The sequence below is a fragment of the Pseudoxanthomonas japonensis genome (assembly GCF_043632995.1).
GTDB lineage: Bacteria > Pseudomonadota > Gammaproteobacteria > Xanthomonadales > Xanthomonadaceae > Pseudoxanthomonas_A > Pseudoxanthomonas_A japonensis.
Window position 1 is genome coordinate 1393357 of the sequence record NZ_CP171632.1, and the last position, 22527, is coordinate 1415883.

The 22527-nt window shown below is 67.6% G+C and carries 23 protein-coding genes and 1 pseudogene; 9 read left to right on the forward strand and 15 right to left on the reverse strand.

The features are described from left to right. The first annotated feature begins 2 nt into the window (after positions 1–2). Both ACGHX3_RS06265 and ACGHX3_RS06270 read left to right on the forward strand, forming a co-directional pair. Positions 3–1220 carry a glycosyltransferase family 4 protein gene (locus ACGHX3_RS06265; RefSeq protein ID WP_162336506.1) on the forward strand — a complete coding sequence of 406 codons (1218 nt, stop codon included), beginning with the start codon at positions 3–5 and terminating at the stop codon, positions 1218–1220. Continuing rightward, entirely contained in the window at positions 1217–2437 is a 1221-nt protein-coding gene (locus tag ACGHX3_RS06270) for a pyridoxal-dependent decarboxylase, exosortase A system-associated (RefSeq protein WP_162336507.1), read from the forward strand. Before ACGHX3_RS06265 ends, ACGHX3_RS06270 begins: the two co-directional genes overlap by 4 nt. Positions 2438–2487: 50 nt before the next feature. On the opposite strand, the gene ACGHX3_RS06275 is transcribed toward ACGHX3_RS06270, so the two are convergent. The 7 genes from ACGHX3_RS06275 to tviB form a co-directional block, all read right to left on the reverse strand. After that, positions 2488–3315, reverse strand: a complete 828-nt coding sequence (locus ACGHX3_RS06275) for an acyltransferase (protein WP_394696772.1) — start codon at positions 3313–3315, stop codon at positions 2488–2490. Continuing rightward, the gene (locus ACGHX3_RS06280) at positions 3312–4613 is read right to left on the reverse strand and encodes a hypothetical protein (RefSeq protein ID WP_394696773.1); all 1302 of its coding nucleotides are present in this window, start codon (positions 4611–4613) and stop codon (positions 3312–3314) included. The genes ACGHX3_RS06275 and ACGHX3_RS06280 overlap by 4 nt, the downstream gene beginning before the upstream one ends. A gap of 22 nt (positions 4614–4635) precedes the next feature. Further along, on the reverse strand, positions 4636–5382 hold the full coding sequence (locus tag ACGHX3_RS06285; protein WP_162336510.1) for a CpsD/CapB family tyrosine-protein kinase: 747 nt from the start codon (positions 5380–5382) through the stop codon (positions 4636–4638). Positions 5383–5422: 40 nt separating this feature from the next. Further along, complete coding sequence (locus tag ACGHX3_RS06290; protein ID WP_394696774.1) at positions 5423–7012, reverse strand: XrtA system polysaccharide chain length determinant; 1590 nt, start codon at positions 7010–7012, stop codon at positions 5423–5425. Then, on the reverse strand, positions 7012–7638 hold the full coding sequence (locus tag ACGHX3_RS06295) for an XrtA/PEP-CTERM system exopolysaccharide export protein (protein ID WP_162336512.1): 627 nt from the start codon (positions 7636–7638) through the stop codon (positions 7012–7014). The genes ACGHX3_RS06290 and ACGHX3_RS06295 overlap by 1 nt, the downstream gene beginning before the upstream one ends. 83 nt (positions 7639–7721) lie before the next feature. Continuing rightward, the gene (locus ACGHX3_RS06300; protein ID WP_162336513.1) at positions 7722–8729 is read right to left on the reverse strand and encodes an NAD-dependent epimerase; all 1008 of its coding nucleotides are present in this window, start codon (positions 8727–8729) and stop codon (positions 7722–7724) included. 28 nt (positions 8730–8757) lie between these two features. Continuing rightward, positions 8758–10035, reverse strand: a complete 1278-nt coding sequence (tviB, locus tag ACGHX3_RS06305; RefSeq protein WP_394697251.1) for a Vi polysaccharide biosynthesis UDP-N-acetylglucosamine C-6 dehydrogenase TviB — start codon at positions 10033–10035, stop codon at positions 8758–8760. 229 nt (positions 10036–10264) lie between these two features. On the opposite strand from tviB, the gene galE reads away from it, so the two are divergent. Continuing rightward, positions 10265–11281, forward strand: a complete 1017-nt coding sequence (galE, locus tag ACGHX3_RS06310; RefSeq protein ID WP_394696775.1) for a UDP-glucose 4-epimerase GalE — start codon at positions 10265–10267, stop codon at positions 11279–11281. 75 nt (positions 11282–11356) lie between these two features. Here galE and ACGHX3_RS06315 read toward each other — a convergent pair whose 3' ends face one another. From ACGHX3_RS06315 to ACGHX3_RS06345, 7 genes are all read right to left on the reverse strand, one after another. Then, positions 11357–12208 (reverse strand): alpha/beta fold hydrolase, encoded by an 852-nt coding sequence (locus tag ACGHX3_RS06315; RefSeq protein WP_394696776.1) that lies wholly within the window; start codon positions 12206–12208, stop codon positions 11357–11359. Continuing rightward, positions 12205–13014, reverse strand: coding sequence for a bifunctional hydroxymethylpyrimidine kinase/phosphomethylpyrimidine kinase (gene thiD, locus ACGHX3_RS06320; RefSeq protein ID WP_394696777.1), 810 nt, complete (start codon positions 13012–13014; stop codon positions 12205–12207). The genes ACGHX3_RS06315 and thiD overlap by 4 nt, the downstream gene beginning before the upstream one ends. A gap of 43 nt (positions 13015–13057) precedes the next feature. Continuing rightward, on the reverse strand, positions 13058–13735 hold the full coding sequence (locus ACGHX3_RS06325) for a DUF1275 domain-containing transporter (RefSeq protein ID WP_394696778.1): 678 nt from the start codon (positions 13733–13735) through the stop codon (positions 13058–13060). Positions 13736–13741: 6 nt separating this feature from the next. After that, positions 13742–14224: a hypothetical protein gene (locus ACGHX3_RS06330; protein WP_394696779.1), complete on the reverse strand. Its 483-nt coding sequence runs from the start codon at positions 14222–14224 to the stop codon at positions 13742–13744. Positions 14225–14280: 56 nt separating this feature from the next. Further along, a complete protein-coding gene (locus tag ACGHX3_RS06335; RefSeq protein WP_162336521.1) occupies positions 14281–15678 on the reverse strand; it encodes a PhoH family protein in 1398 nt (465 codons plus the stop codon). A gap of 115 nt (positions 15679–15793) precedes the next feature. Continuing rightward, entirely contained in the window at positions 15794–16300 is a 507-nt protein-coding gene (locus ACGHX3_RS06340) for a peroxiredoxin (RefSeq protein WP_394696780.1), read from the reverse strand. Between the two features lie 2 nt (positions 16301–16302). After that, complete coding sequence (locus ACGHX3_RS06345) at positions 16303–16863, reverse strand: glycine cleavage system protein R (protein ID WP_162336523.1); 561 nt, start codon at positions 16861–16863, stop codon at positions 16303–16305. Positions 16864–17043: 180 nt separating this feature from the next. Here ACGHX3_RS06345 and dapA point away from each other — a divergent pair, with 180 nt between their 5' ends. Both dapA and ACGHX3_RS06355 read left to right on the forward strand, forming a co-directional pair. Further along, a complete protein-coding gene (gene dapA / locus ACGHX3_RS06350) occupies positions 17044–17952 on the forward strand; it encodes a 4-hydroxy-tetrahydrodipicolinate synthase (protein ID WP_394696781.1) in 909 nt (302 codons plus the stop codon). A gap of 15 nt (positions 17953–17967) precedes the next feature. Further along, the gene (locus ACGHX3_RS06355) at positions 17968–18456 is read left to right on the forward strand and encodes a hypothetical protein (RefSeq protein ID WP_394696782.1); all 489 of its coding nucleotides are present in this window, start codon (positions 17968–17970) and stop codon (positions 18454–18456) included. Between the two features lie 76 nt (positions 18457–18532). Here ACGHX3_RS06355 and fdxA read toward each other — a convergent pair whose 3' ends face one another. Further along, on the reverse strand, positions 18533–18856 hold the full coding sequence (gene fdxA / locus ACGHX3_RS06360; protein ID WP_162110889.1) for a ferredoxin FdxA: 324 nt from the start codon (positions 18854–18856) through the stop codon (positions 18533–18535). A gap of 302 nt (positions 18857–19158) precedes the next feature. Between fdxA and ACGHX3_RS06365 the strand changes: the two are divergent. The 4 genes and pseudogenes from ACGHX3_RS06365 to ACGHX3_RS06380 all read left to right on the forward strand — a co-directional run bounded on the left by ACGHX3_RS06365 (position 19159) and on the right by ACGHX3_RS06380 (position 22516). Next, positions 19159–19865, forward strand: a pseudogene (locus tag ACGHX3_RS06365) (pirin family protein). 128 nt (positions 19866–19993) lie between these two features. Continuing rightward, entirely contained in the window at positions 19994–20800 is an 807-nt protein-coding gene (locus tag ACGHX3_RS06370) for a MipA/OmpV family protein (protein ID WP_394696783.1), read from the forward strand. Between the two features lie 35 nt (positions 20801–20835). After that, complete coding sequence (locus ACGHX3_RS06375; protein ID WP_394696784.1) at positions 20836–21411, forward strand: GNAT family N-acetyltransferase; 576 nt, start codon at positions 20836–20838, stop codon at positions 21409–21411. A gap of 61 nt (positions 21412–21472) precedes the next feature. Then, positions 21473–22516: an MBL fold metallo-hydrolase gene (locus tag ACGHX3_RS06380; RefSeq protein WP_394697252.1), complete on the forward strand. Its 1044-nt coding sequence runs from the start codon at positions 21473–21475 to the stop codon at positions 22514–22516. The last annotated feature ends 11 nt before the right edge of the window (positions 22517–22527 follow it).

The window sequence follows — 22527 nt, forward strand, 5'->3', positions numbered from 1 at the left end:
ACATGGACATCCCCGTCAAGCGCGTGCTCTACCACCATCGCACCCAGGGCAAGGCCGTGGAGGGCGTGCATATCCGCGGCATAACCGACGCGCTGCGCGTCGAAGGCGTGGCCGTGGACATCATTTCGCTGCCCGGTGCGGATCCGTATTCATCGCCCAAGGCCATGTCGCCCACCCAGCAGGCGAGGCCGTGGATGGCGTGGGTCAACAAGCTCCCCGAGCCCTTGTTCGAACTGGCCGAAGTGGCCTACAACCTGGTCGCCGCATGGCGCCTGCTGGCCTACCTGCGCCAGCATCCGGACCTGGATTTCATCTACGAGCGCTACTCGCTCTTCATGTTCCTGCCGACCTGGCTCGCGCGCAGGCGCGGCGTGCCGATGATCATGGAAGTCAACGACTCGGCGACCGTCGAGCGCGTGCGCCCGCTGTTCTTCAAGCGGCTGGCGATGGCGATCGAGCGCTGGACCTTCCGCAACGCGGACGGGCTGGTGTTCGTGTCCTCGGTGTTCCGCGACCGCGCGCTCGCGGCGCATGGCGCGCTGGCGCCGGCGATCATCACGCCCAACGCCGCGAACATCGACAAGTTCACCTTCACCCAGGCCCAGCGCGATGATGCGCGACGCCACTACGGGCTGGAAGGCCATGTGGTCTGCGGCTACCTGGGGGCGTTCGTGCCGTGGCATGCCATCGACCGCTTCGTCCACCAGATCGCCGATCGCCTGGAGGCGGCACCGCACCTCAAGCTGCTGCTCGTGGGCGACGGCTCGACGTATCCGGCGCTGCGTGCGTTCGTGGAAGAACGCGGCCTGTCCGACCGTGTGGTGCTGACCGGACGGGTGCCGCACGATGCGGTGCCCGGCCTGCTGGCGGCGATGGACATGGCCGTGCTGCCGAGCGCGGGCGACTACACCTCGCCGGTCAAGCTGTTCGAGTTCATGGCCTGCGGCGTGGCGCCGGTGGCGCCCGATTTCGAGCCCATCCGCGAAGTACTGGAAGAGGGCGCGACCGGCTGGATGTTCCCGGCCGGCGACATGGAAGCGGCAGTGGAAAGTGTGCTGAAGTACAGCCAGGACGCGGAGGCGTTGCGGCGCGTGGGTGCCAACGCCCGTGCCTATATCACCCGCCACCGCCAATGGCGCAACAACATCCTGCAACTGGTCGAGTTCCACCAGGCGATCGGGCAGGGCTCCACCGGACAGACGGACATCCGCACCGCATGAATGCATCGACTCCCAGCTGGGACTGGCCCCGCGACACCACCGGCGAAATCCTCGTTGGCGGACAACCCCTGACGCGCGTCGTCAACGCCGTTGGCAGCACGCCGTGCTACCTCTACGACCGCCAGCGGTTGACCGCGCGAGCGCAGGCATTGCGCGCATCGCTGCCGAAGGCGGTGCTGCTGCATTACGCGATGAAGGCCAATCCGATGCCCGCCCTGGTCGGACACATGGCGCGCCTGGTCGATGGCCTCGATGTGGCTTCGGCCGGGGAACTGCGCGTCGCACTGGACACCGGCATGGCGCCGGAGCACATCAGCTTCGCCGGTCCTGGCAAGTCCGACGGTGAGCTGCAGCAGGCCGTCGCCGCCGGCATCCTGGTCAACGTCGAATCCTTCCGCGAGATCAAGGTGCTGGCCGAGGCCTCGCAGCGCAACGGCGTACCGGCGCGCGTGGCGGTGCGGGTGAACCTGCCGTTCGAGCTGAAGGCCTCGGGCATGAAGATGAGCGGCGGCGCGCGCCAGTTCGGCGTCGATGCCGAATGCGTGCCGGACCTGTTGCGCGATATCGCCGGCGCCGGCCTGGCGTTCGAGGGCTTCCACATGTTCGCCGGGTCGCAGAACCTGCGGCACGCGGCCATCGTCGAGGCGCAGACCAAGTGCTACGAGCAGGCGCTCGAATGGCAGGATCTGCTGCCGGCGCCGATCCGAAGCCTGAACCTGGGTGGCGGCTTCGGCATTCCCTATTCGCCCGGTGAAGCCGCGCTGGATGCTATGCCGGTGACGGACAACCTGGCGGCGCTGTCGGACCGCCTGGTGCGCGATCTGCCGGGCGCCCACATCGTGATCGAACTGGGGCGCTACCTGGTCGGTGAAGCCGGCATCTACGTGTCGCGCGTGATCGACCGCAAGCGGTCGCGCGGCCAGGTGTTCCTGGTCGTCGACGGCGGCATGCACCATCACCTCGCGGCCTCGGGCAATTTCGGCCAGGTGATCCGTCGCAACTATCCGGTCGCCGTCAACGGACGCCGTGGCGGAACCGAAACGGCGAACGTGGTCGGTCCGCTGTGTACCCCGCTGGACCTGCTGGCAGACCGGATGGAACTGGATGTGGCCGAACCGGGCGATCTGGTGGTGGTGTTCCAGTCCGGCGCGTATGGCCGCAGCGCCAGTCCGCGCGGTTTCCTCAGTCATCCCGAGGCCGTCGAAGCGCTGGTCTGAGGGAGAATGAAGAGGAAGGTGCCGGGCTCGCCGGCACCTGCAGGCTTTTCTCAGCCAGTCGCCGCTGCGCCATCCGCGGCAGGCGCAGCCGAGGCTTCGGGTTTGGCGGCGGGGGACGGCTTCGTGGCAGGGGCGAGATGCGCGCGGTCCGGCGGCGGCGTCAGCGTTCCGATGCGGCGAGCGGGATTGCCCGCCACCACGGTATAGGGCGCGACGGTGCCTGAGACCACCGAATGCGCGGACACGATGCTGCCTTCGCCGATATCGCTGCCGGGCAGGATCAGGACCTGGGAGCCGATCCACACGTTGTCGTGGATGACGATCGGCTTGACGTCCGCCTCGTCCGGCGGTGCGCCGGCGGCGCGGCGCGCCGGGTCGGCCGGATGGCCGCCGGAATCGCGGATGGTCACGCCACCGGCGATCTCCACATGGCGGCCGATCTTCACCGATTTGCCCACGACCAGCCGGCAGTCGTGTGCGAGGTCGCTATGGTCGCCGATCTCCAGGCACGGGCGCTTGACGAAGCGCGCGGCGAAATTGATCGACAGCTTGCCGCTGATGCGGACGTGGTCGCCGACGATCAGGTCGCCCTTGCCCTGCACCCACGGCACATAGATGCCGGTGGTGACGCCCTTGCCGACGCGCGTGCAGTACGCCTTGAACAGTGGCTCGGCGACGAGCGTGCGGCGGACGAAGAAGATCGCGCTGCGGCATGCGAGGAACAGCCACAGGTAGGGCAGGACCAGTACGCGCGGCGCCGGCAGGGTGAAACCGTGGACGCCGCGCCGCACGTTGCGCACGGCCGCTGCGAGAGGATGCGGCGAGGTGGCGACCCAGTGCCGCATCGACGGCGTCGCCGCCTTGTTCTGGTTGCTCATCGGTTTCGGTAGGCGATGCTGAGGTAGATCAGATTCTGCTTGAATTCGCCGGTCGCGAATGCGCTGGTACGCTCATAACGCGTGTACTCCAGCATGGAAGACCAGTGGCGCGACCACTGCTTCTCCAGGCCGAGCGAGTACAGGCGGTTGTTCTCGCGGCGGGCCGGTGCCACCGCCTCGGTACGGTCCCGCGACGCGGATCCGCGTATCGTCAGCGAGGGGCGCAGGCGGTAGCTGAGTTCGGCGGCGACGCCACGACTCTCTTCGGTGGAGGCGCCCGGATCGACGTACTCCAGCTTCTGCGTGTAGCCGGAGAGCGTGTAGATGGTACGGACGCCGGTGTACTCGTAGGCCAGGTTGAGGCTGCGTTGCTCGTAGGCGGACGGCGTGATCGTGGAGCGCCCGACCAGGACGGACTCGGGAATGCCCGGGGCGGCGCCGGCGATGGCGCTGAGCGCACTCGTCGCGGCGTCGGAAAACTGGTTGGCGGCGTTCACGCTGAAGCGGCTGCGCTCGCTCGGGCGCCAGCCCAGTTCGGCGCGCAACAGCGGATTGTTGCGCGCCTGCCCGTCCTTGTAGTCGAGGCGCGCATAGCCGCCATCGAGCAGCATGTCGAAATGCCTGAACCGGCGGTTGTAGCTGGCGTACGCCTCGTAGCGCCGATGGTCGCGGGCGAACAGGTCGTTGTCGAAGTCGACGTCCTGCATCTGCAGGTTGAAGGACAGCGCGCTGGTCGCATCCAGGTCCTTGATCGCGCGCAGTGCGCCCACGATGCGGTCCGAATTGAAATCCTCGGTGACCTCCGCGTCGCTGTTGATGAAGCGCAGTTCGGCGCGTCCGCGCAGCGCCTTTCCCAGGTTGAAATGCAGGTCGGGCCCCAGCGACAGCACGTTGACCTGCTGGCGGTTGTCCGGCGAGTCCGGCTCGAAACGGTCGATGGTCTGCACGCCGTAGCTGTCCTCGACCACCAGGCCGAGGCGGTCGGGAATGACCATCCAGTTCAGGCGGCCATCCAGCGTGCGGTCGGTGGCGTCGGGGTAGATGGCTTCGTAACGCCGGTGGTCGAGGCGGCCGGCGATCCTCGCCTGCACGGCGGACGAGTTCTGCTCGATGGCGAAGCCCAGCCCCACGCGGTAGATGTCCTGCTCGACCGGGTCGGTCTGGGACAGCGTGACGTTGTCGTCGCGTTCGATGCCGGCATCGAGCGTGTAGTCGATCCGCACGGCATGCGCATCGAACACGATGGCGGCTGCGATCGCCGCCGAGATCAGCGCCGGACGACATGGATGCCGTTTCATGAGAGCTCCCCGATGGATACGGTTACTGGATGTCGTTGAAGACGACGCCGGCCAGTTTTTCCGGCGCGAAGTTGGCGGCGGCCTTCTCGATCTGTTCGGTGGTCACGCGCGCGTAGCCGGCCACCAGCACGACCAGGTCGGCCAGGTCCGAGAGGATGCGCGCGTCGGGCGACTTGAGGACCGGCGGGCCGTCGAGCACCAGGTACCGGTTGCCGTGCGTGCTTCGCAGCGAATCGACCAGGCTGCGCATCCGCAGCGAGGAGAACGATTCGCCCGTGATCTCGCGCACGCCGCCGGTCGGCACCAGGTCCATCCGCGGCAGCACGGTGCGGTACTGCACGGGTGCCATTTCGTCGATGCGCCCGTCCAGGTAGTCCATCAGCCCGCCCTGGGCGGCGTCGACGCCGAGCGCCGCCTGCTGTGCCGGCCGCAGTGCGTCGCAGTCGATCAGGGTCGAGGTCTTGGTCTCGTCGAAGGCGAACGCGGCGGCGAGGTTGCGGGCCACGAAGCTGGCACCGCAGCCCGGTACGACCGGCGCCACGAGGGTGACGAAGTTCCGGTCGCCGCCGAGCGCGAGCAGGCGCGTGCGCAGGTCGCGGAAGGCGTCCGCATGCAGGCGCGTGGAATCGTTGCGGTGGATGAGCCGGCGATCCTCGAGGGCACGCGGGCTCAAGGCCTGGGTCTCGGTGGCGCGCACGATGGAGCGCGCCGGGACGGTGGGCTCGGTGCGTTCCGCGGCGCCGCTGTTCGGGTGGGTATTCATGTTCATGGGTTCTTCCTGGCGACGGGCGTCGTGCATGGGCGGCGCATCAGGCGCTGGCGACCTTGAAGGCGAACACCAGGGCGTACACGACGAACACGCTGCAGACCATCGCCGCGCTGGCCATGAACTTCAGCGACTGGCGGCGGCGCTCCTTCGGCGTAAGGTAGGTCGGGATCACGGTGAGCAGCGGATAACTGGTCTTCTGCACGATCTGGCGGGCCACGCGGACGCGGGGATCGAACCGGACCAGCAGGAAGAGCAGCCCCAGCGGCAGGGCCAGCGCGGCCACGAAGCCGGCGGCGGCGATGTGCATGAAGCGCAGCCCGCTCGGGCGCAGCGGCATGGTGGCCGGATCCTGGATGCGCAGCGTCAGGCCGCGGTTCTCCTGGTCCAGTCCCATCGATACACGCGCATTCTCGCGACGGCGCAGCAGGTCCTGGTAGATCTCGCGGTTGACCTCGTAGTCGCGCGTGAGCTCGGCCAGCGCGCTTTCGGATTCGGCGATGCGGCGGCTGCGGTCCAGTTCGGCGCCGAGCATGGATTCGGCGATGCCCATGCGCGAGCGGGTCGCGGCGGCCTCGTGGCGGGCCTGGGCCTGCTGGCTGCGCAGTTCGTTGTACAGCGGATTGAGCTGGGCGTCCTCCGACGCCAGCGCGCCCGGCGTGGGCTGCTGGCGGCGTTCCTGCTCCTGCACGATGGCGCGCTGGACGTCCTCGATCTGGTGGCGCACGCGCACCACGTCGGGATGGCGGTCGGTGAAGGTCAGCATCAGCCGGTCGAGTTCCGCGCGCAGTTCGATCAGCTGCGCGCGATAGAGGCTCTCGCGCGTCTGCACGGCGGTGACGGCCGATTCGCCGGACAACTGGTCGGTGATGGCGGCCGCACGGGATTCCTGCTCGAGCAGCGACATCCGCGTCTGTTCGACCTGGGTGCGCAGCGAGCTGATGCGCGTGTTCACGTCGGTGGCGCTGCCGGGCTGGGCATCGGCGTTCTGCGAGCGGTAGGCCTGCAGGTTCTTTTCCGCGTCCGTCAGCTTGCGGTGGTACTCCTGCACCTGCTTGTCGATGAACTCGTAGGCCTCGCGGCTTTCGCGTTCCTTGGCGGCCAGCGCTTCCTGCATGAAGAGCGTGCCGAAGGCCTCCGTCACGTGGTAGGCGCGCTCGGGATTCGTGTCGCGGTAGTTGATCTGCACCAGGTCGTTGCGCGGGCTGCTGATGGTGGTGTTGTTGCGGATGTCCTCCATCAGCTTGTCCTGCGCGACCGGGCTGAGATCCTTCTCCGTCCATTTGCCCACGGCGAGGATTTCCTGCAGCACCTTGCGGCTGTACACGATCTGCCGTGCCATGCCGGCGCGGTCGGCCACGCCGGTGGGGACGGCGCGTCCCTCCAGCAGCGGCTGGATGATGTCGCTGTCCTGGGCGAGGATCGTGGTGGATGCCACGTAATTGCGCGGGATCACCAGCAAGCCGACGACCAGCGTCAGCAGGGTGACGGCGGTGAAGGTGGCGGCGATCGGAAGAACGCGCCTGCGGGCTTCCTTCAACAGGACCAGCAGCAGCTCTTCGGGCTTGAGTTCATCCGCCTTGCGGGCCTGCGCGGCCGTGCGCGGGGGCGGCAACGAAGTGGTGGAGCTCATCAGAACGTGCGCTCCGGGATCACGATGACATCGCCCGGCGCCACCGTGTAGTTCGTGGACAGGTCACCCCGATTCAGGATGCGGTCCAGCCGCACCGGGTAGGTAGCGCTGGTCTCGTCCTTGTTGCGGCGGAACAGGTCGGAGCGGTCGGGTGCGGCGAATTCGTTGACACCGCCGGCCGCCAGCACCGCGTCGAGCACGGTCATGCCTTGCCGGTAGGGAATCGAGATGGGCTGCCGCACCGCGCCGGTGACGCGTACGCGCGACAGGTACTCGTGGCTGCGCAGTTCGGTCAGGATCACGGCGACCTGCGGGTCGCGCACGAAGTCGGCGAGCTTCTTCTGGATGTCGGCGGCCACCTCGGTGGGCGTGCGGCCACCGGCCATGACGTCGCCGACCAGCGGCACGGAGATCATGCCGTCCGGACGCACCGGCACGGTGATGCCCAGTTCCGGGTTGCGCCACACCGAAACCTGGACGATGTCGTCGACACCGATCTGGTAGTTCTCGACGGCGACGCTCGCCTGCTGGGGCGGCGCGGACTTGCTGCTGCCGCCGCCGGAGGCGCAGCCAGCGAGCAGGAGCGCCAGCGTGACGGCCGTCAGGCCGACGAAGGTACGGTTCATGAAGCATCCCCTGTGTTGTTGCGGATTGCCTCATATAACGCAGACAAGGGGCGCGCCCGGCCACCGGGCCCAGGGGGCTGCGCTCAGGCGCGGTAGAACTCCCGGTACCAGTCGACGAACCGGCGCACGCCGGTCTCGATGGTCGTCGATGGCGAGTAGCCCGTGTCCCGGCGAAGGGCTTCGACATCGGCCTCGGTGTCGGGGACGTCGCCGGGTTGCATCGGCAGCAGGCGCTTTTCCGCCTTGCGTCCCAGGCAATCCTCGAGCACCTCGATATAGCGCAGCAGCTGCACGGGCTGGTGGTTGCCGATGTTGTAGACGCGGTACGGCGCGCTGGACGAGCCGGGGTTGGGCAGCAGCGGGTCGTAGGTCGGGTCGGGGCCTGGCACGGTGTCGAGCGTGCGGATCACGCCTTCGACGATGTCGTCGACGAAGGTGAAGTCGCGGGTATGGTGGCCGTGGTTGAACACATCGATGGGCTTGCCTTCCAGGATGTTCCTGGTGAACAGGAACAGCGCCATGTCCGGACGTCCCCACGGCCCGTACACCGTGAAGAAGCGCAGCCCGGTGGTGGGCAGGCCGAACAGGTGGCTGTAGGTGTGCGCCATCAGCTCGTTGGCCTTCTTGGTCGCCGCGTACAGGCTGACCGGGTGGTCGACGCTGTCCTCCACCGCGAACGGCAGTTTGCGGTTCGCGCCGTAGACCGAGCTGGACGAGGCGTAGACCAGGTGCTCGACGCCACGGTGGCGGCAAGCCTCCAGGATGTTGGTGAAGCCGACGATGTTGCTGTCGATGTAGGCGTGCGGATTCTCCAATGAGTAGCGCACGCCGGCCTGAGCGGCCAGGTTCACCACGCGCTGGGGCTTGAAGTCATCGAAGGCGGCCTCGAGGGCGGCGCGGTCTTCCAGCGAGCCCCGGACGAAGCGGAAACCCTCCTTCGGCAGCAGCCGCGCCAGCCGCGCCTCCTTCAGGGTGGGGTCGTAGTAGTCGTTGAGGTTGTCGTAGCCCAGCACCTCGTCGCCGCGGTCGAGCAGGCGATGGCTGAGATGGGAGCCGATGAAACCGGCGGCACCGGTGACCAGAACGCGCATCGGGAATTTCCGTACAGAAAGGGGGCGGTTACAGGCAGTCGTCGACGGCATGCCGGGGCAGGGTGCGCTTCACGTCGAAGATCACCGCGCCCGGCTTGCCGAGGGCGCGGATGCCCTCGGCGCCGCGCTCGGTGAACTCGCGGTGCGCGACGGCCAGGATGACCGCATCGTACTGTCCGGGTTGTGGCTCCGCCACCAGGTCCAGGCCGTACTCGTGGCGTGCTTCGTCCGCATTCACCCACGGGTCGTGCACGTCGACCTGCGCGTTGTAGCTGCGCAGTTCGGCCACGATGTCGACCACGCGCGTGTTGCGCACGTCGGGGCAGTTCTCCTTGAACGCCAGCCCCAGCACCAGCACCTTCGCGCCCGCGGTGGGCAGGTTCTGCCGGGCCATCAGCTTGGCCACGCGGCGCGCGACATGGCTGCCCATGCCGTCGTTGATGCGGCGGCCGGCCAGGATCACGTCGGGGTGGTAGCCGATCTGTTGCGCCTTGTGGGTCAGGTAGTACGGATCCACGCCGATGCAGTGCCCGCCGACCAGGCCGGGACGGAACGGCAGGAAGTTCCACTTGGTCCCGGCGGCTTCCAACACCTCATGGGTGTCGATGCCGAGGCGGTGGAAGATCAGCGCCAGTTCGTTGATCAGGGCGATGTTGACGTCGCGCTGGGTGTTCTCGATGACCTTCGCGGCCTCGGCGACGCGGATGCTGCTGGCCTTGTGCGTGCCGGCGGTGATGATGCTGCCGTACAGCGCGTCGACGAAATCGGCGACCTCGGCGGTGGAGCCGGAGGTGACCTTCATGATGGTTTCCAGGCGGTGCTGTTTGTCGCCGGGATTGATGCGCTCGGGACTGTAGCCGGCGTAGAAGTCCTGGTTGAAGCGCAGGCCGGACTCACGCTCGATGATCGGGACGCAGGTTTCTTCGGTCGCGCCCGGGTAGACGGTCGATTCGTAGATGGCGACCGCGCCCTTGCCGATCGCGCGGCCGACGGTGCGGCTGGCCGATTCCAGCGGATGCAGGTCGGGCCGCTTGTAGTCGTCGATCGGGGTGGGGACGGTGACGATGAACACGTTGCAGCCCGCCAGCGCGGCCGGATCATCGCTGAAGTCGAGCTGCGGGGTATCGCGCAGTTCATCCGCGCTGACTTCCAGCGTGTGGTCCTGGTGGTCGCGCAGTTCGGACACGCGCTTGCTGTTGATGTCGAAGCCGAGCGTGGGGAACGTGCGGCCGAAGGCGACCGCCAGCGGCAGGCCGACGTAGCCCAGGCCGATCACGGCGATGCGGACCTGGTCCAGGGTGGGCAATGGAGCGTTCGTCAACGTGGAATCCCCTGTGTGCTGCAGTTGGTCGAGCAGTCTATAGCGAGCGGCGATGCCGGTGCGTCACGGCCCCGGCACGGAATCTTGTGGATCAACGTGCAAACCCGCGTGCACAGGACAGGCGGCGCGCATGGCCTGATTGCCGCGCCACACGCGTATCTATCCGATGACCCGCCCACCTGGAAGGTAGGCGACCAGCGACCGGGGAGTCGAGATGCGGATCCTGTTGTGCGGTGGCGCCGGCTACATCGGCGCGCATGCTTACGTGGTACTCGTCGAGCGCGGCCACGATGTGGTGGTGGCCGACAATTTCAGCAACAGCTCGCCGGGTGTGCTGGCCAGGCTGCAGCAGATCACCGGGCAGCCAGTGCCGTTCCAGCCGCTGGACCTGCGCGACCGGGACGCCGTGACCGGCTTCTTCGCGCGGCAGCACTTCGACGCCGTGGTCCATTTCGCCGCGCTCAAGTCGGTGGGCGAGTCGTGCGAGCGTCCGCTGGACTATTTCCACAACAACATCAGCGGCACGCTCAACCTGCTGCACGGCATGCAGTCGGCGGGCGTGAAGCGCCTGGTGTTCAGTTCTTCCGCCACCGTCTACGGCGACCCCGCCAGCGTCCCCGTGCGCGAGGACGCACGGTTGCAGGTCACCAATCCCTACGGCCGCACCAAGCTGGTGATGGAGGAGCTGATCGGCGACCTGTGCGCCAGCGATCCCGCCTTCCATGCCGCCAACCTGCGCTACTTCAATCCGGTGGGAGCCCACGAATCCGGCCTCATTGGCGAAGACCCGACCGGCATCCCCAACAACCTGATGCCGTACATCTGCCAGGTGGCGGTGGGGCGCCGCGAGCACCTGAGCGTGTTCGGCGGCGACTGGCCCACGAAGGACGGCACCGGCGTGCGCGACTACATCCACGTGATGGACCTCGCGCGGGCGCATGCCGATGCGCTGGATTTCCTGCTGCGCGAACGCCGCAGCCTGACGGTCAACCTCGGCACCGGCCAAGGCATCAGCGTGCTGCAACTGGTCAAGGCGTTCGCCGGCGCCGCGGAGCGGGACATTCCCTATCAGATCGTCGAACGGCGCGCGGGGGATGTCGCCGAGGTGTACGCCGATCCGTCGCTGGCCAACGATGTGCTGGGGTGGCGTGCCGAACTGGGGGTCGAGGCGATGTGCCGTGACGCCTGGCGCTGGCAATCGCAGAATCCGCAGGGCTACCCGGTCGCCTGAGCGCGTCCCGGGACGCGATCGGGTTGGCCGGATTCCGCGCCGGCATCGCGACGCTCCCGGACTGCCTGGACGGCCTCAGGCGAGCAGGGCGTCGACCACGGCCTGCGGCTGCTTCATCCAGGCGAAATGGTCGGCGCGCGCGCCCAGGCGGGCGTGGTCCAGCACGGTGACGTGCGCCGGTGCATCCGGCAGTTTCGCCATCAGCGCGCGGAGCGAGCTTTCCGGCGCCAGCCAGTCGTCGTCGAACAGCACGCCGCGAACGGGCGCATGCACCTGGCGCATGCCGGCTTCCAGGTCCACCGGCCAGCCCGCCGCGCGATAGCGGCCGCTGAGCCCCACGCGCGCCCAGTCGCGGATCAGGCCGCGCGCTTCGTCGCCACCGAAGCCCAGTCGCCGCCCGGGCAACGCGCCGCAGGCGCGGGCCAGCCACGGTGCGAACTGGTAGAAGAACGGCAGCGCATAGCCGCGCGGCGCCGGAAACGTGCGCCAGTACGGCGTGCCGCTGCCGACCAGCCAGAGGGAGGCGAACGCGTCCGGCGCCTGGCCGGCATGGCAGGCTGCCAGCTGGCCGCCCAGGCTGTGTCCGCCGATGCGGTGCGGCATGCCGGGAAGGCGCTGTCGTAGCGCTTCATGGCTAAGGGGAATATCCGTTCCCAGCAGGTCGCGGCAACCCCAGTCGGTGCGCCGGTCCGCGCGCAGCGAACTGCTGCCGTTGCCGCGCCATTCGTGGACGAACACCGCCACACCGCGGGTGGCGAGCGCCTCCGCGAACGGCAGGTAGTGGCGCGCAGCCACGCCCAGCGCGGGGATCCACAGCAGCGCGCTGGACGGATTCGCGGGGATGCGCGCGATCAGGGTGTAGGCGTGGCCGTCCTGAGACTGCAGGGGAATCTCTTCGTGGAGCACGTGCTGGTCGACGACGTTCATGCGACAGGCGCCGCGCCGACATGGTCCAGCACGACGATGTCGCTGCGCCCTGGCCGGTAGCCGCCGCGCAAGGCGGCGTGAACGTAATCGGATGCGGCAAGGCAGGCGTCCTTCATCGGTAGGCCTTGCGCGCGGCGCGCCGCGATGGCCGAGGCCAGTGTGCAGCCGGTGCCGTGCGCTTCGAGCGACAGGCGAGGGTGTGAGGTTTCCGTCACGCCGTCCGCGTCCGCATACAAGTCCACCACATCGCCATCGCCCGGCAGGTGACCACCCTTGAGGAACACCGCGCGCGCACCGAGCGCCAGCAGATCGTTCGCTGCCGACCGCATCGCCTGTGCATCGGGAATGGCGCGGCCGAGCAGCAGCTCTGCCTCGGGCAGGTTCGGCGTGACCACGTCGGCCAGCGGCAGCAACAGCGTTCGCAGGGCGTGCAGAGCGCTGTCTTCGAGCAGCTTGGCGCCGCTGGTCGCGACCATCACCGGGTCGACCACCACGGTGGCCGGGCGATGCGCGCGCAGAGCCTCGGCCACCGCACCGATCACGTCGGCGGTGGCCAGCATTCCCAGCTTCACCGCACGGATATCGAAGTCGTCGAAGCAGGCGTCGAGTTGCGCGCGCAGGAAGTCCATCGGCGGCACGTTCACCGCGGTCACGCCGCGGGTGTGTTGCGCGGTCAGTGCGGCGATCGCCGAGAGGCCATGCACGCGGTGCGCGGCGAAGGTCTTGAGGTCGGCCTGGATGCCGGCGCCGCCACCGGAATCGGAGCCGGCGATGGTGAGGGCGGAAACCACGGAAGGGACTGTCATGCGTGGATTGTGCCACCCGCACTCAGGCGTGTGGCGCGATGGGTCAGGCAGCCGGCGTCTTCGTCCGTTGCCACTGGCGGTACAGCACGTAGCCCACGCCGGTGCCGCCGGTCAGCAACGCCGGGGCCAACAGGGCGTCGTAACCGAGGTGGCGGTACAGCCATGCACCGAGCACGCCACCGCCGAGGAAGCCGCTGATGATCAGTCCGCTCAGCGTCAGCCGGCGCACCGGCAACGGCATGCCCCGCAACAGATGGCCCAGCCCGATGCCGAGGTCGGTGAACATGCCGCTGAGATGCGTGGTGCGCACGGCCGCGCCGCTGTACGTGGTGACCATGGCGTTCTGCAGGCCGCAGGCCACGGCCGCCAGCAGCGCGCCCCAGATCTGCTCCTGCTTGAACAGCGGGATCGCCGCCAGCAGCAGCGCGGCTTCCAGCGCCAGCACCACGCCGTAGCGGCGGCCAAGTTGCAGGGTCTGGTCCTGGATGATCAGGCCGCTCAGCATCGCGCCCAGGCAGAACGCGATCAGCACGCCCCACAGGTGGATCACCGCACGTCCGTCACCGTGGGCGATCGCCGCGCCCAGCAGGCTGGTGGTGCCGGTCAGGTGGCTGACCGCCTGGTGCTCGAACCCCAGGTAGCCGATGACGTTGACCATGCCGGCCACGCAGGCCAGCAGCACCGCACCGATCCAGACCCAGCGGGGGAGGTGGAGGCCCATGCGGTATCAGGGCGCGCGGTGCGTCATGTGCGGCCGTCCTCCTGGCCATAGCCAGGTCAATCCCCACCCGGCGAGTGCGGGCAGCAGGTCGACGAGCAGGGGTGATGCAAGCCGTTGTATCTCCACCTGCACCGTGAACGTGATGATCAGCGCGTCCAACATCTGGACCAGTATCCATGCGAGCAGAACATGAGCCAGTCGCCAATGCCGCACTCCAGCGGTGAACCACCAATAGGCTGCGGATGCCACCAATAGATGGATGGCACTGCGGATATCCATCAACGTATCGAACGATGCTCTGGCCGGATCGAACCAGGCGTCCATGCTCAGCGTCAGGAACATCGTCAGGATCGCCCAGCCCTTCAATCCGATGAAGAGGACGACGGCTCCCGGCAGGAGCCTTCTCCACTGCATACCTTTCGCAGTGGAGACGGAGGGGGCGGCCTGGCTGGTATCCGCCGCCTGCGGAGGAGAGTAGGGATCATGCATGGCAAGTACGCACATGACCGTTACGTTGAACGATCAACGTAACGGTTGCATGCTCGCTACAGCACTTCCGACGCGTAGTCCGCCAGGCGCGAACGCTCGCCACGCCGCAGCGTGATGTGCGCGCTGTGCGCCCAGTTCTTGAAGCGGTCCACCGCGTAGGTCAGGCCGGAGGTCGTCTCCGTCAGGTAGGGCGTGTCGATCTGCTCCACGTTGCCGAGGCAGACGATCTTGGTGCCGGGGCCGGCGCGGGTGATCAGGGTCTTCATCTGCTTCGGCGTGAGGTTCTGCGCCTCGTCGAGGATCAGGTAGCGCGACAGGAACGTGCGGCCACGCATGAAGTTCATCGAACGGATCTTGATGCGCGAGGCGAGCAGGTCGTTGGTCGCCGCGCGGCCCCAGGCGCCGCCTTCCTGATTGTGCGTCAGCACTTCCAGGTTGTCGGTCAGCGCGCCCATCCACGGCGTCATCTTCTCTTCCTCGGTGCCCGGCAGGAAGCCGATGTCCTCGCCGACGCTGACGGTGGCGCGCGTCATGATGATCTCGCGGTAACGCTGCTGGTCCATCGTCTGCGCCAGGCCGGCGGCCAGCGCTAGCAGCGTCTTGCCGGTGCCGGCGGTGCCGAGCAGGGTGACGAAGTCGATGTCGGGATCCATCAACGCGTTGAGCGCGAAATTCTGCTCGCGGTTGCGCGCGTTGATGCCCCAGACCGCATGCTGGCTGTGGCGGAAATCGTCGACGATCTGCAGTGTGGCCTTGTCGCCTTCCACCTTGCTGACGCGGAACTCCGATTCATCGTCGCCGGGCAGATACAGGAACTGGTTGGGATACCAGCCGGCGTCCTCGGCCATGGCGACTTCGTAGAACGTACGCCCCTTGTCGGTCCACGAGCGCAGGTCCTTGCCGTGGCGCTGCCAGAAATCCTCCGGCAGCGGATCCGCGCCGGTATACAGCAGGCTGAAGTCGTCCAGCGCGCGGTCGTTCTCGTAGTCTTCCGACACGATGCCGGCGATCGCCGCCTTGATGCGCAGGTTGATGTCCTTGGAGACGAACACCACCGGGATCTCGGGCTCCTGTTCCTTCAGCGCGAGGATGGCACCGAGGATGGCGTTGTCGGGGATGACCGCGCCGAAGCTCTTGCCGGCCTCGAAGTGGCTGGTCTGGAAGCGCAGCAGGCCCGCGCTCTTCGAACCGCGCAGCTGCAGGCTGTTGGGCTGGATCAGCGGGATGCCGGCGGCCAGGTTGTCCAGGCCCGAGGTTTCGACCAGTTCGTTGAGGAAGCGGCTGACCTGCCGCGCGTTGCGGCTCGCTTCCGATGTGCCTTTCTTGCCATTGTCCAGTTCTTCGATCACCTGCATCGGCAGGTAGACATCGTGTTCCTCGAACTTGAACAACGCGGTGGGGTCGTGCATCAGCACGTTGGTGTCCAACACATAGATACGCTTGCTACGGGTCATTCGGGCAACCTCATCGAGGAAGATGTGTGAACACGGGCGACTTTTCCGCGGACAGCAGCGAACCACCATGACCCGCCGCGGCGCGGGATGGTGGGTGAAAGGGAAGGGGATTCCGTCACTGGGCCTGGTGGGCCTTCAGTGCGTCCAGCACGGCGTCGGCATGGCCGGCGACCTTCACGCCGCGCCATTCCTGCGCGATGCGGCCATCGGGCGAGATCAGGAAGGTGCTGCGCACCACGCCCAGTACCTTGCGGCCGTACATGTTCTTTTCGTGGATCACGTCGAAGGCCTTGCACAGCGCTTCGTCGCCATCGCTCACCAGCGGGAACTTGAATCCCTGTTTCGCGCAGAAGTTGTCGTGCGACTTCACCGAGTCGCGCGAGACGCCGAGGACGGTCGCGTTCAATTTCTTGAACTTCGGCAGCAGGGCGTTGAAATCCAGGCCTTCGGTGGTGCAGCCGGGCGTGCTGTCCTTCGGGTAGAAGTAGAGGACCAGCCATGTGCCGGAGTAATCGGCGAGGGTGGTAGCGCCTGCGGCAGATGGGGAATGTTCGCCGCCGGACAGCGCCAGCGGCAGTTTCAATGTCGACTTGGGCAGGGCGTTCGCGCTTTTCGCCGTCATCGTCAGAACTTCATCGGATCCATGATCGCGTCCAGGTTCAGATGGTCGCAGAATTCGAGGAAATCGTCGCGCAGCGCGGCGATGTGCATGTTCGCCGGCACGCCGATGGTGACCTGCGCCGAGAACATTTCCGCACCGGTCTGCATCGCGCGGTAGCGCGTGCTCTGCAGGTTCTCGATGGTGATGCCCTGGCGGTCGAAGAAATCGGCCAGCTGGAACAGGATGCCCGGCTTGTCGGCGGCCACCACTTCCACGATGTACGGCAGCAAGTTGGACTGCACCACCTTCGGGCCGGTGCGGTAGAACACCAGCTTCAGGCCATCATCGCGCTCGAGCCGCGACAGCATCGCCTCCAGCTTCGCCACTGCGTCCCAGGAACCGGTCGCCAGCGCGGTCACCGACACGTCGCGGCCCACCGTGGACAGCCGTGCGTCCACCAGATTGCAGCCGCTGTCGGCGATCCGGCGCGTCACCGACAGGAGCGGCGATTCCGGATGCGTCGTGTAGGCGGTGATCAGGAGGTGGTTTTCGGTCGGCGAAGGCCGGGGCGTGGAATCGGTCAAGAGAGCTTCCGGCGTTGCGGTCTGGCTGAATGGCGGCCGGGCTGCGGCCCGACGACGCTGGCAGCATACTTGCCCGCCCTTTGAACCCGCAAGTAACATGCGGCCGACATCGCAGGCGGACCGGGATAACTGCGCTTACGGGCGTCACCGGCCGTCGGATCCCCACCGAGAGCCTCCATCTTGCACCTTTCCGGCAGCATCACCGCATTGGCCACGCCGTTCCTGGCGTCGGGCGAACTCGACCTGGAAGCCTGGCGCGCGCTGCTCAAACAGCAGCTCGACGGCGGCACCCAGGGCGTGGTGGTGGCGGGCTCCACCGGCGAGGCGGCCGCGCTGTCCGACGACGAGTACGACACCGTGCTGCGGATCGCCGTCGAAGAGGTGCGCGGCCGCATCCCCGTGCTGGCCGGCACCGGCCAGATGAATACCGCGAAGACCATCGCGGCCACGCGTCGCGCGGCCGCCGGTGGGGCACAGTTCGCGCTGGTCGTGACGCCGCCTTACGTGCGACCCACGCAGGCCGGCCTGGTGGCGCACTTCCGCGCCGTCGCCGACCAGGGCGGGTTGCCGGTGGTGCTATACAACGTGCCGGGCCGTACCGGCTGCGATCTGTTGCCGGAGACGGTGGCGGAGCTGGTCGACCATCCGAACATCGTCGGCATCAAGGAAGCGCGCGCCGAGCCCGAGCGCATGGCCGCGCTGCTGGCACTGCGCACGGAGGATTTCGCCATCCTCAGCGGCGACGATCCGACCGCATCGCGCGCGATGCTCGCCGGTGCCGACGGCCTGATCTCGGTGGGTTCCAACGCGCTGCCCCGCACGTTCCGCCGCCTGTGCGACCTGTCCCGCGCGGGCGATGCCGTCGCCGCCGCGGCGCTGGATGCGCAGGTGCAGGAGATCTACGCCTTCCTCGGCGTGGAATCCAATCCCATTCCGGTGAAGGCGCTGCTGCAACGCGCGGGCTTCGGCCACGGCCTGCGCCTGCCGCTGCTTACGCTGTCTTCCGCCCATACCGATACCGCCGACCGTCTCGCCGCTCTGGCGCAGGCGTTGGAAGCACAATCCAGCCGCGACAGCCTCGCGGCCTGAACCCAGGAGAATTTCATGCGTCTTTCGTCTTCCCTCGCGCGTCCGCTCGCCCTCGTGCTGCTGGTCGTCTCCGTTGCCGGCTGCTCGTGGTTCAAGAAGGGTGCGAAGGGCGACTATGCGCTGGCGCCCGAAGCGCGTCCGCTGGAAGTTCCGCCGGACCTCAACCTGCCCAACACCAGCGGCGCGATGCAGGTGCCGGCGGCAGGCCAGGTGGGTCCCGCCGCCGCACCGGCGGCAGGCGGCTTCAACGTGGCCGGCTCGCGCGACGAGGCGTTCACGCGCGTCGGCGAGGCGCTGGCCGGTGTCGAGGGCGTGACGGTTGCCAGCCGCGCGCAGCTGCTGGGCACCTACGACGTGAGCTATGAAGGCGCGAGCTTCCTGGTGCGTGTCTCTGCGGTGGAAGCGGGTGCCTACGTGTCCGCGGTCGACCCGCGCGGGCTGCCCGCCACCTCGCCGGCCGCGGTCAAGCTGCTCGCTGCGCTGAAGGCCAAGCTGGGCGGCTGATCCGTCACCACGCCAGAAAAAAAAGGGCGCCGCGAGGCGCCCTTTTTCATTGGCTGTTTCCGGCCCGGTCGCGGGCTCAGCGCTCCAGCAACGGCAGCTTGCCCGGCTTGCCTTCCCATTCTTTCGCATCCGGCAGCGGATCCTTGCGCGTGGTGATCACCGGCCAGGCGCGCGACAGCTCGGCGTTGAGCGCCACGTAGCCTTCCTGCCCGGCAGGCACGTCGTCTTCCGGATAGATCGCGTTGATGGGGCATTCCGGCTCGCACAGCGTGCAGTCGATGCATTCGTCCGGATCGATCACCAGGAAGTTCGGGCCTTCGTGGAAGCAGTCCACCGGACAGACCTCCACGCAGTCGGTGTACTTGCACTTGATGCAGTTTTCGGTGACGACGAAAGGCATGAGGCTCGATGTGCAGCGGAAAGAACCGCGCAAGTTTAAATCACCACGTCCGTCGAATTGGGAATCTTTCTTGTCGGTGCCCTGCGACCGATGGGCGCGGCCAGCGGGCGACGCCACGACGGCCGGCCGATCCCCTTGAAGGTGGCAGCACCATGCCAGATGGCGAATCGTTCCAGTGGTCGGGCGAATCGGGCATGGAGCTGAATTGATTGATATAGATAGAACAATCAGTTGATTGCTGCCTGATTTATCCCAATTTTGTCGAGGGTCATGCTGCACGCCTCACACCAAGGAGTCCCGCCATGATCACCCTGCGTCCCGCCGATGCCCGCGGCCATGCCAACCACGGCTGGCTCGATTCGTGGCACAGCTTCTCCTTCGCCAACTACTTCGACGACAGGCACGTCCACTGGGGCCCGCTGCGCGTGATCAACGAGGACCGCGTGGCCGCCGGCCGCGGCTTCGGCGAGCATGGCCACCGCGACATGGAGATCATCAGCTATGTGCTGGAAGGCGCGCTGGCCACAAGGATTCGATGGGCAACAGTTCCAGCATCGTGCCGGGCGACGTGCAGCGCATGAGCGCAGGTACCGGCGTGCAGCACTCCGAGTTCAACTACAGCGAGACGGGCACCACGCATTTCCTGCAGATCTGGATCATCCCCGATCGCCAGGGCGTGACGCCCTCGTACGCGGAAAAGGCCTTCCCGGCCACCGAGAAGCAGGGCCGCCTGCGCCTGGTGGTCAGCCCGGACGGGGGCGACGGCTCGATCAGCATCCAGCAGGATGCGCGCATGTACGTCGGCCTGTTCGACGGCAGCGAGAAGGCGGAGCTGCCGCTGGCCGAAGGGCGGTTGGGCTATGTGCACGTCGCGCGTGGCGAAGTCACCGTCAACGGCAAGCCGCTGAAGGCCGGCGACGCGCTGCTGTACGACGCGGAGCCGCTGGTCAGCATCGAGCGTGGCATCGGTGCGGAAGTGCTGGTGTTCGACCTGCCGCGGATGCAATAGGCCGCGCGGTCGACGGGGCGTGGTCGACGTACGTCGCGTCGACCGTTCCTGCGCTTAAGGAGTTCTTAAAGAGCGCGCGCGAGCATGGGTAGGCCGGATCGTCCGGTTCCCCCATCGCCGAGGTCTCCATGCTTGCGCTGCGCGTCTGTACGCCCCTGTTGTTGCTGTTGCCGTTTTCCGCCCTCGCCCAGGTCGTCGAACGCACCGATGCGAAGGCGCAGGACCAGTTGCCGTCGCGCTGGAGCGCGGGCGTGGCGGTCGTCCATCGCGACAGCGAATATGCGGGCGAGGGGACGCGCACGCGCCTGTATCCCAACATCGCCTACGACGGTGACCGCTTCTATCTGCGTGGCGCGGCATTGGGTTATCGCGCCTATACCGACGACCGGTTCGAACTGCGGACCTTCATCGCCGGCCGGCTGGATGGCCTGGATGCGGATGATTTCGGCGTCGCCGAACTGGCACGCCGCGGCGTGGACCGCCGCCTGTTGTCCGACCGCGACGACAGCGTCGACGTCGGTGTCGGCGCGAGCTGGAAGGGTGCGGCCGGCAAACTCGATCTCGATGCACGCGTCGACGTTAGCGGCACCAGCGACGGCTATGCCGTCGCGCTCGACTACAGCTATCCGCTGACGCTGGGGCGCACGACGCTGGTGCCCTCGGTCGGCGCGGTGCGCCTGTCGGCCGACATGGCCGACTACTACTACGGCATCCTCGACGAAGAAGTCGCGCGCGGCGTGGCGGCCTATCGCCCCGGCGCGGCCACGGTGCCGCGCGCCAGCCTCAGCCTGGTCCATCCGTTCGCCAAGCGCTGGGCGCTGCTGGGCAACCTCGAATACCGGGCGTTGCCGGATGTGCTGAAGGACAGCCCGCTGGTCGAACTGGGCAAGGACAACAGTACCTCCCTGTTCGTCGGCATTTCGCGCGGCTTCTGATGCGTGTCCATCCTTCCACTTTTCCGGAGGTGCCCATGACGGCACGACTCATGCCTGCGGGGCCGGCAGCGCTGCCACTGCCGGGCAGCTATCTTCCCGCTCCGGGCGATCCTGCCTGGGCCAACATGCTGGGCCGTGACCAGGTCGAGGTCCGTCGCGTTACCCGCGCGCAGGCCGCCGCGCTGATGCACCTGTGCGACCGGCACAAGGCGGAGCGTCCGCCGACGCCGGGTACGCGCGCGGCCGGCGGTGTGCTGGAACTGATGGAAGCGCTGTTCGAGGCGCCGCTGCGTGCCTGGGCGTGGATCGCAGAACGGCGGGGAGAACCGGCGGGCTACGCGTTCGCCACCGTGGGGTTCTCGATGGTCGAGCGTGCGTACTACCTCAATCTGGAAGCGCTCTTCGTGCCCGCGAGTGCCCGGCCATCCGACGTCGCCTCCCGCCTGTTCGACGCGGCGCGCCGCATGGCCTCGGACCTGGGCTGCGTCGACCTGCGCTGGCAGGTGCCGGTGGGGCAGGGCGGCGCGCCGATGGCGATGCCCGGCCATACCGGTGCTGCGACGATGATCCAGTACGTGTTCCCTCCGTTGCGGAGCGATCAGGATGACTAAGGTGTCCACCCCTGTGCCGCGACGCAGGAAGCGGCTGAAGCCTCTCGCAGCGGCCGCCTGCGTGTCGGCCACCGCGTTCGCCTATGCCGGCCTGTCCGGCTGCGCCACGCTGTCGTATCCGCAGTCGCCGCAGTTCGGCGAGGACGGTTTCCAGAACGAGCGCAAACCGCGCCCCATGGGCTGGCGCCAGACCAGCAAGCTCTGGTGGGATTTCCTGGTGACCGGCAAGCCGGCCGGCACCGTGCCGAGCGGATCGATCCCGATGCAGGCGCTGACGCGTCAGCACCTGGACGCTGCGCCGGACGGTACGTTGTACCGGCTGGGGCACTCGACGGTACTGCTCAAACTGGATGGCCGCTTCTGGCTGACGGACCCGGTGTTTTCCGAACGCGCCTCGCCAGTGCAATGGGCCGGGCCGAAGCGTTTCCACGCGCCGCCCATCGCCCTCGATGACCTGCCGCCGCTGTCCGCGGTGGTGCTGTCGCACGATCACTACGACCACCTGGACCGCGACACCGTGCGCGCGCTGGCGACGAAGACGGCGGTGTTCCTGACGCCGCTCGGCGTGGGCGATCGCCTGGTCCGCTGGGGCGTGCCCCGCGAGAAGGTGCGCCAGCTGGACTGGTGGGACGACGTGCAGCTGGACGGGGTGCGCTTCACGGCCACGCCGTCGCAGCACTTCTCCGGTCGCACCCTGTTCGACCGCAATGCCACGCTGTGGGCGTCGTGGGTGATCCAGGCGGATGGCCTGAAGGTGTTCTTCAGCGGCGACACCGGCTACTTCGATGGTTTCCGCGCCATCGGCGAGCGCCTGGGCCCGTTCGACCTCACCCTGCTGGAATGCGGTGCCTACGATCGCCGCTGGCAGGATGTCCACATGCTGCCCGAGCAGACCCTGCAGGCGCATCGGGACCTGCGCGGCAGGTCGATGGTGCCGATCCACAACAGCACGTTCGACCTGGCGTTCCATGGCTGGAGCGAGCCGATGGAGAGGCTGTATACCCTGTCGAAACAGGCGGACGTGGACATCGCCACGCCGGTGATCGGTCAGCCGCTGGCGATCGCGCGGCCCGGCGACACGCAGCCGTGGTGGCGCAGCGAGTAACGCCGCCGCCC

What these genes read in the sequence shown, in the direction of transcription:
- ACGHX3_RS06265 (WP_162336506.1), top strand. Translation starts at nt 3, where the DNA reads ATGGACATCCCCGTCAAGCGCGTGCTCTACCACCATCGCACCCAGGGC.
- ACGHX3_RS06270 (WP_162336507.1), top strand. Translation starts at nt 1,217, where the DNA reads ATGAATGCATCGACTCCCAGCTGGGACTGGCCCCGCGACACCACCGGC.
- ACGHX3_RS06275 (WP_394696772.1), bottom strand. Translation starts at nt 3,315, where the DNA reads ATGAGCAACCAGAACAAGGCGGCGACGCCGTCGATGCGGCACTGGGTC.
- ACGHX3_RS06280 (WP_394696773.1), bottom strand. Translation starts at nt 4,613, where the DNA reads ATGAAACGGCATCCATGTCGTCCGGCGCTGATCTCGGCGGCGATCGCA.
- ACGHX3_RS06285 (WP_162336510.1), bottom strand. Translation starts at nt 5,382, where the DNA reads ATGAACATGAATACCCACCCGAACAGCGGCGCCGCGGAACGCACCGAG.
- ACGHX3_RS06290 (WP_394696774.1), bottom strand. Translation starts at nt 7,012, where the DNA reads ATGAGCTCCACCACTTCGTTGCCGCCCCCGCGCACGGCCGCGCAGGCC.
- ACGHX3_RS06295 (WP_162336512.1), bottom strand. Translation starts at nt 7,638, where the DNA reads ATGAACCGTACCTTCGTCGGCCTGACGGCCGTCACGCTGGCGCTCCTG.
- ACGHX3_RS06300 (WP_162336513.1), bottom strand. Translation starts at nt 8,729, where the DNA reads ATGCGCGTTCTGGTCACCGGTGCCGCCGGTTTCATCGGCTCCCATCTC.
- galE (WP_394696775.1), top strand. Translation starts at nt 10,265, where the DNA reads ATGCGGATCCTGTTGTGCGGTGGCGCCGGCTACATCGGCGCGCATGCT.
- ACGHX3_RS06315 (WP_394696776.1), bottom strand. Translation starts at nt 12,208, where the DNA reads ATGAACGTCGTCGACCAGCACGTGCTCCACGAAGAGATTCCCCTGCAG.
- thiD (WP_394696777.1), bottom strand. Translation starts at nt 13,014, where the DNA reads ATGACAGTCCCTTCCGTGGTTTCCGCCCTCACCATCGCCGGCTCCGAT.
- ACGHX3_RS06325 (WP_394696778.1), bottom strand. Translation starts at nt 13,735, where the DNA reads ATGGGCCTCCACCTCCCCCGCTGGGTCTGGATCGGTGCGGTGCTGCTG.
- ACGHX3_RS06330 (WP_394696779.1), bottom strand. Translation starts at nt 14,224, where the DNA reads ATGCATGATCCCTACTCTCCTCCGCAGGCGGCGGATACCAGCCAGGCC.
- ACGHX3_RS06335 (WP_162336521.1), bottom strand. Translation starts at nt 15,678, where the DNA reads ATGACCCGTAGCAAGCGTATCTATGTGTTGGACACCAACGTGCTGATG.
- ACGHX3_RS06340 (WP_394696780.1), bottom strand. Translation starts at nt 16,300, where the DNA reads ATGACGGCGAAAAGCGCGAACGCCCTGCCCAAGTCGACATTGAAACTG.
- ACGHX3_RS06355 (WP_394696782.1), top strand. Translation starts at nt 17,968, where the DNA reads ATGCGTCTTTCGTCTTCCCTCGCGCGTCCGCTCGCCCTCGTGCTGCTG.
- fdxA (WP_162110889.1), bottom strand. Translation starts at nt 18,856, where the DNA reads ATGCCTTTCGTCGTCACCGAAAACTGCATCAAGTGCAAGTACACCGAC.
- ACGHX3_RS06370 (WP_394696783.1), top strand. Translation starts at nt 19,994, where the DNA reads ATGCTTGCGCTGCGCGTCTGTACGCCCCTGTTGTTGCTGTTGCCGTTT.
- ACGHX3_RS06375 (WP_394696784.1), top strand. Translation starts at nt 20,836, where the DNA reads ATGACGGCACGACTCATGCCTGCGGGGCCGGCAGCGCTGCCACTGCCG.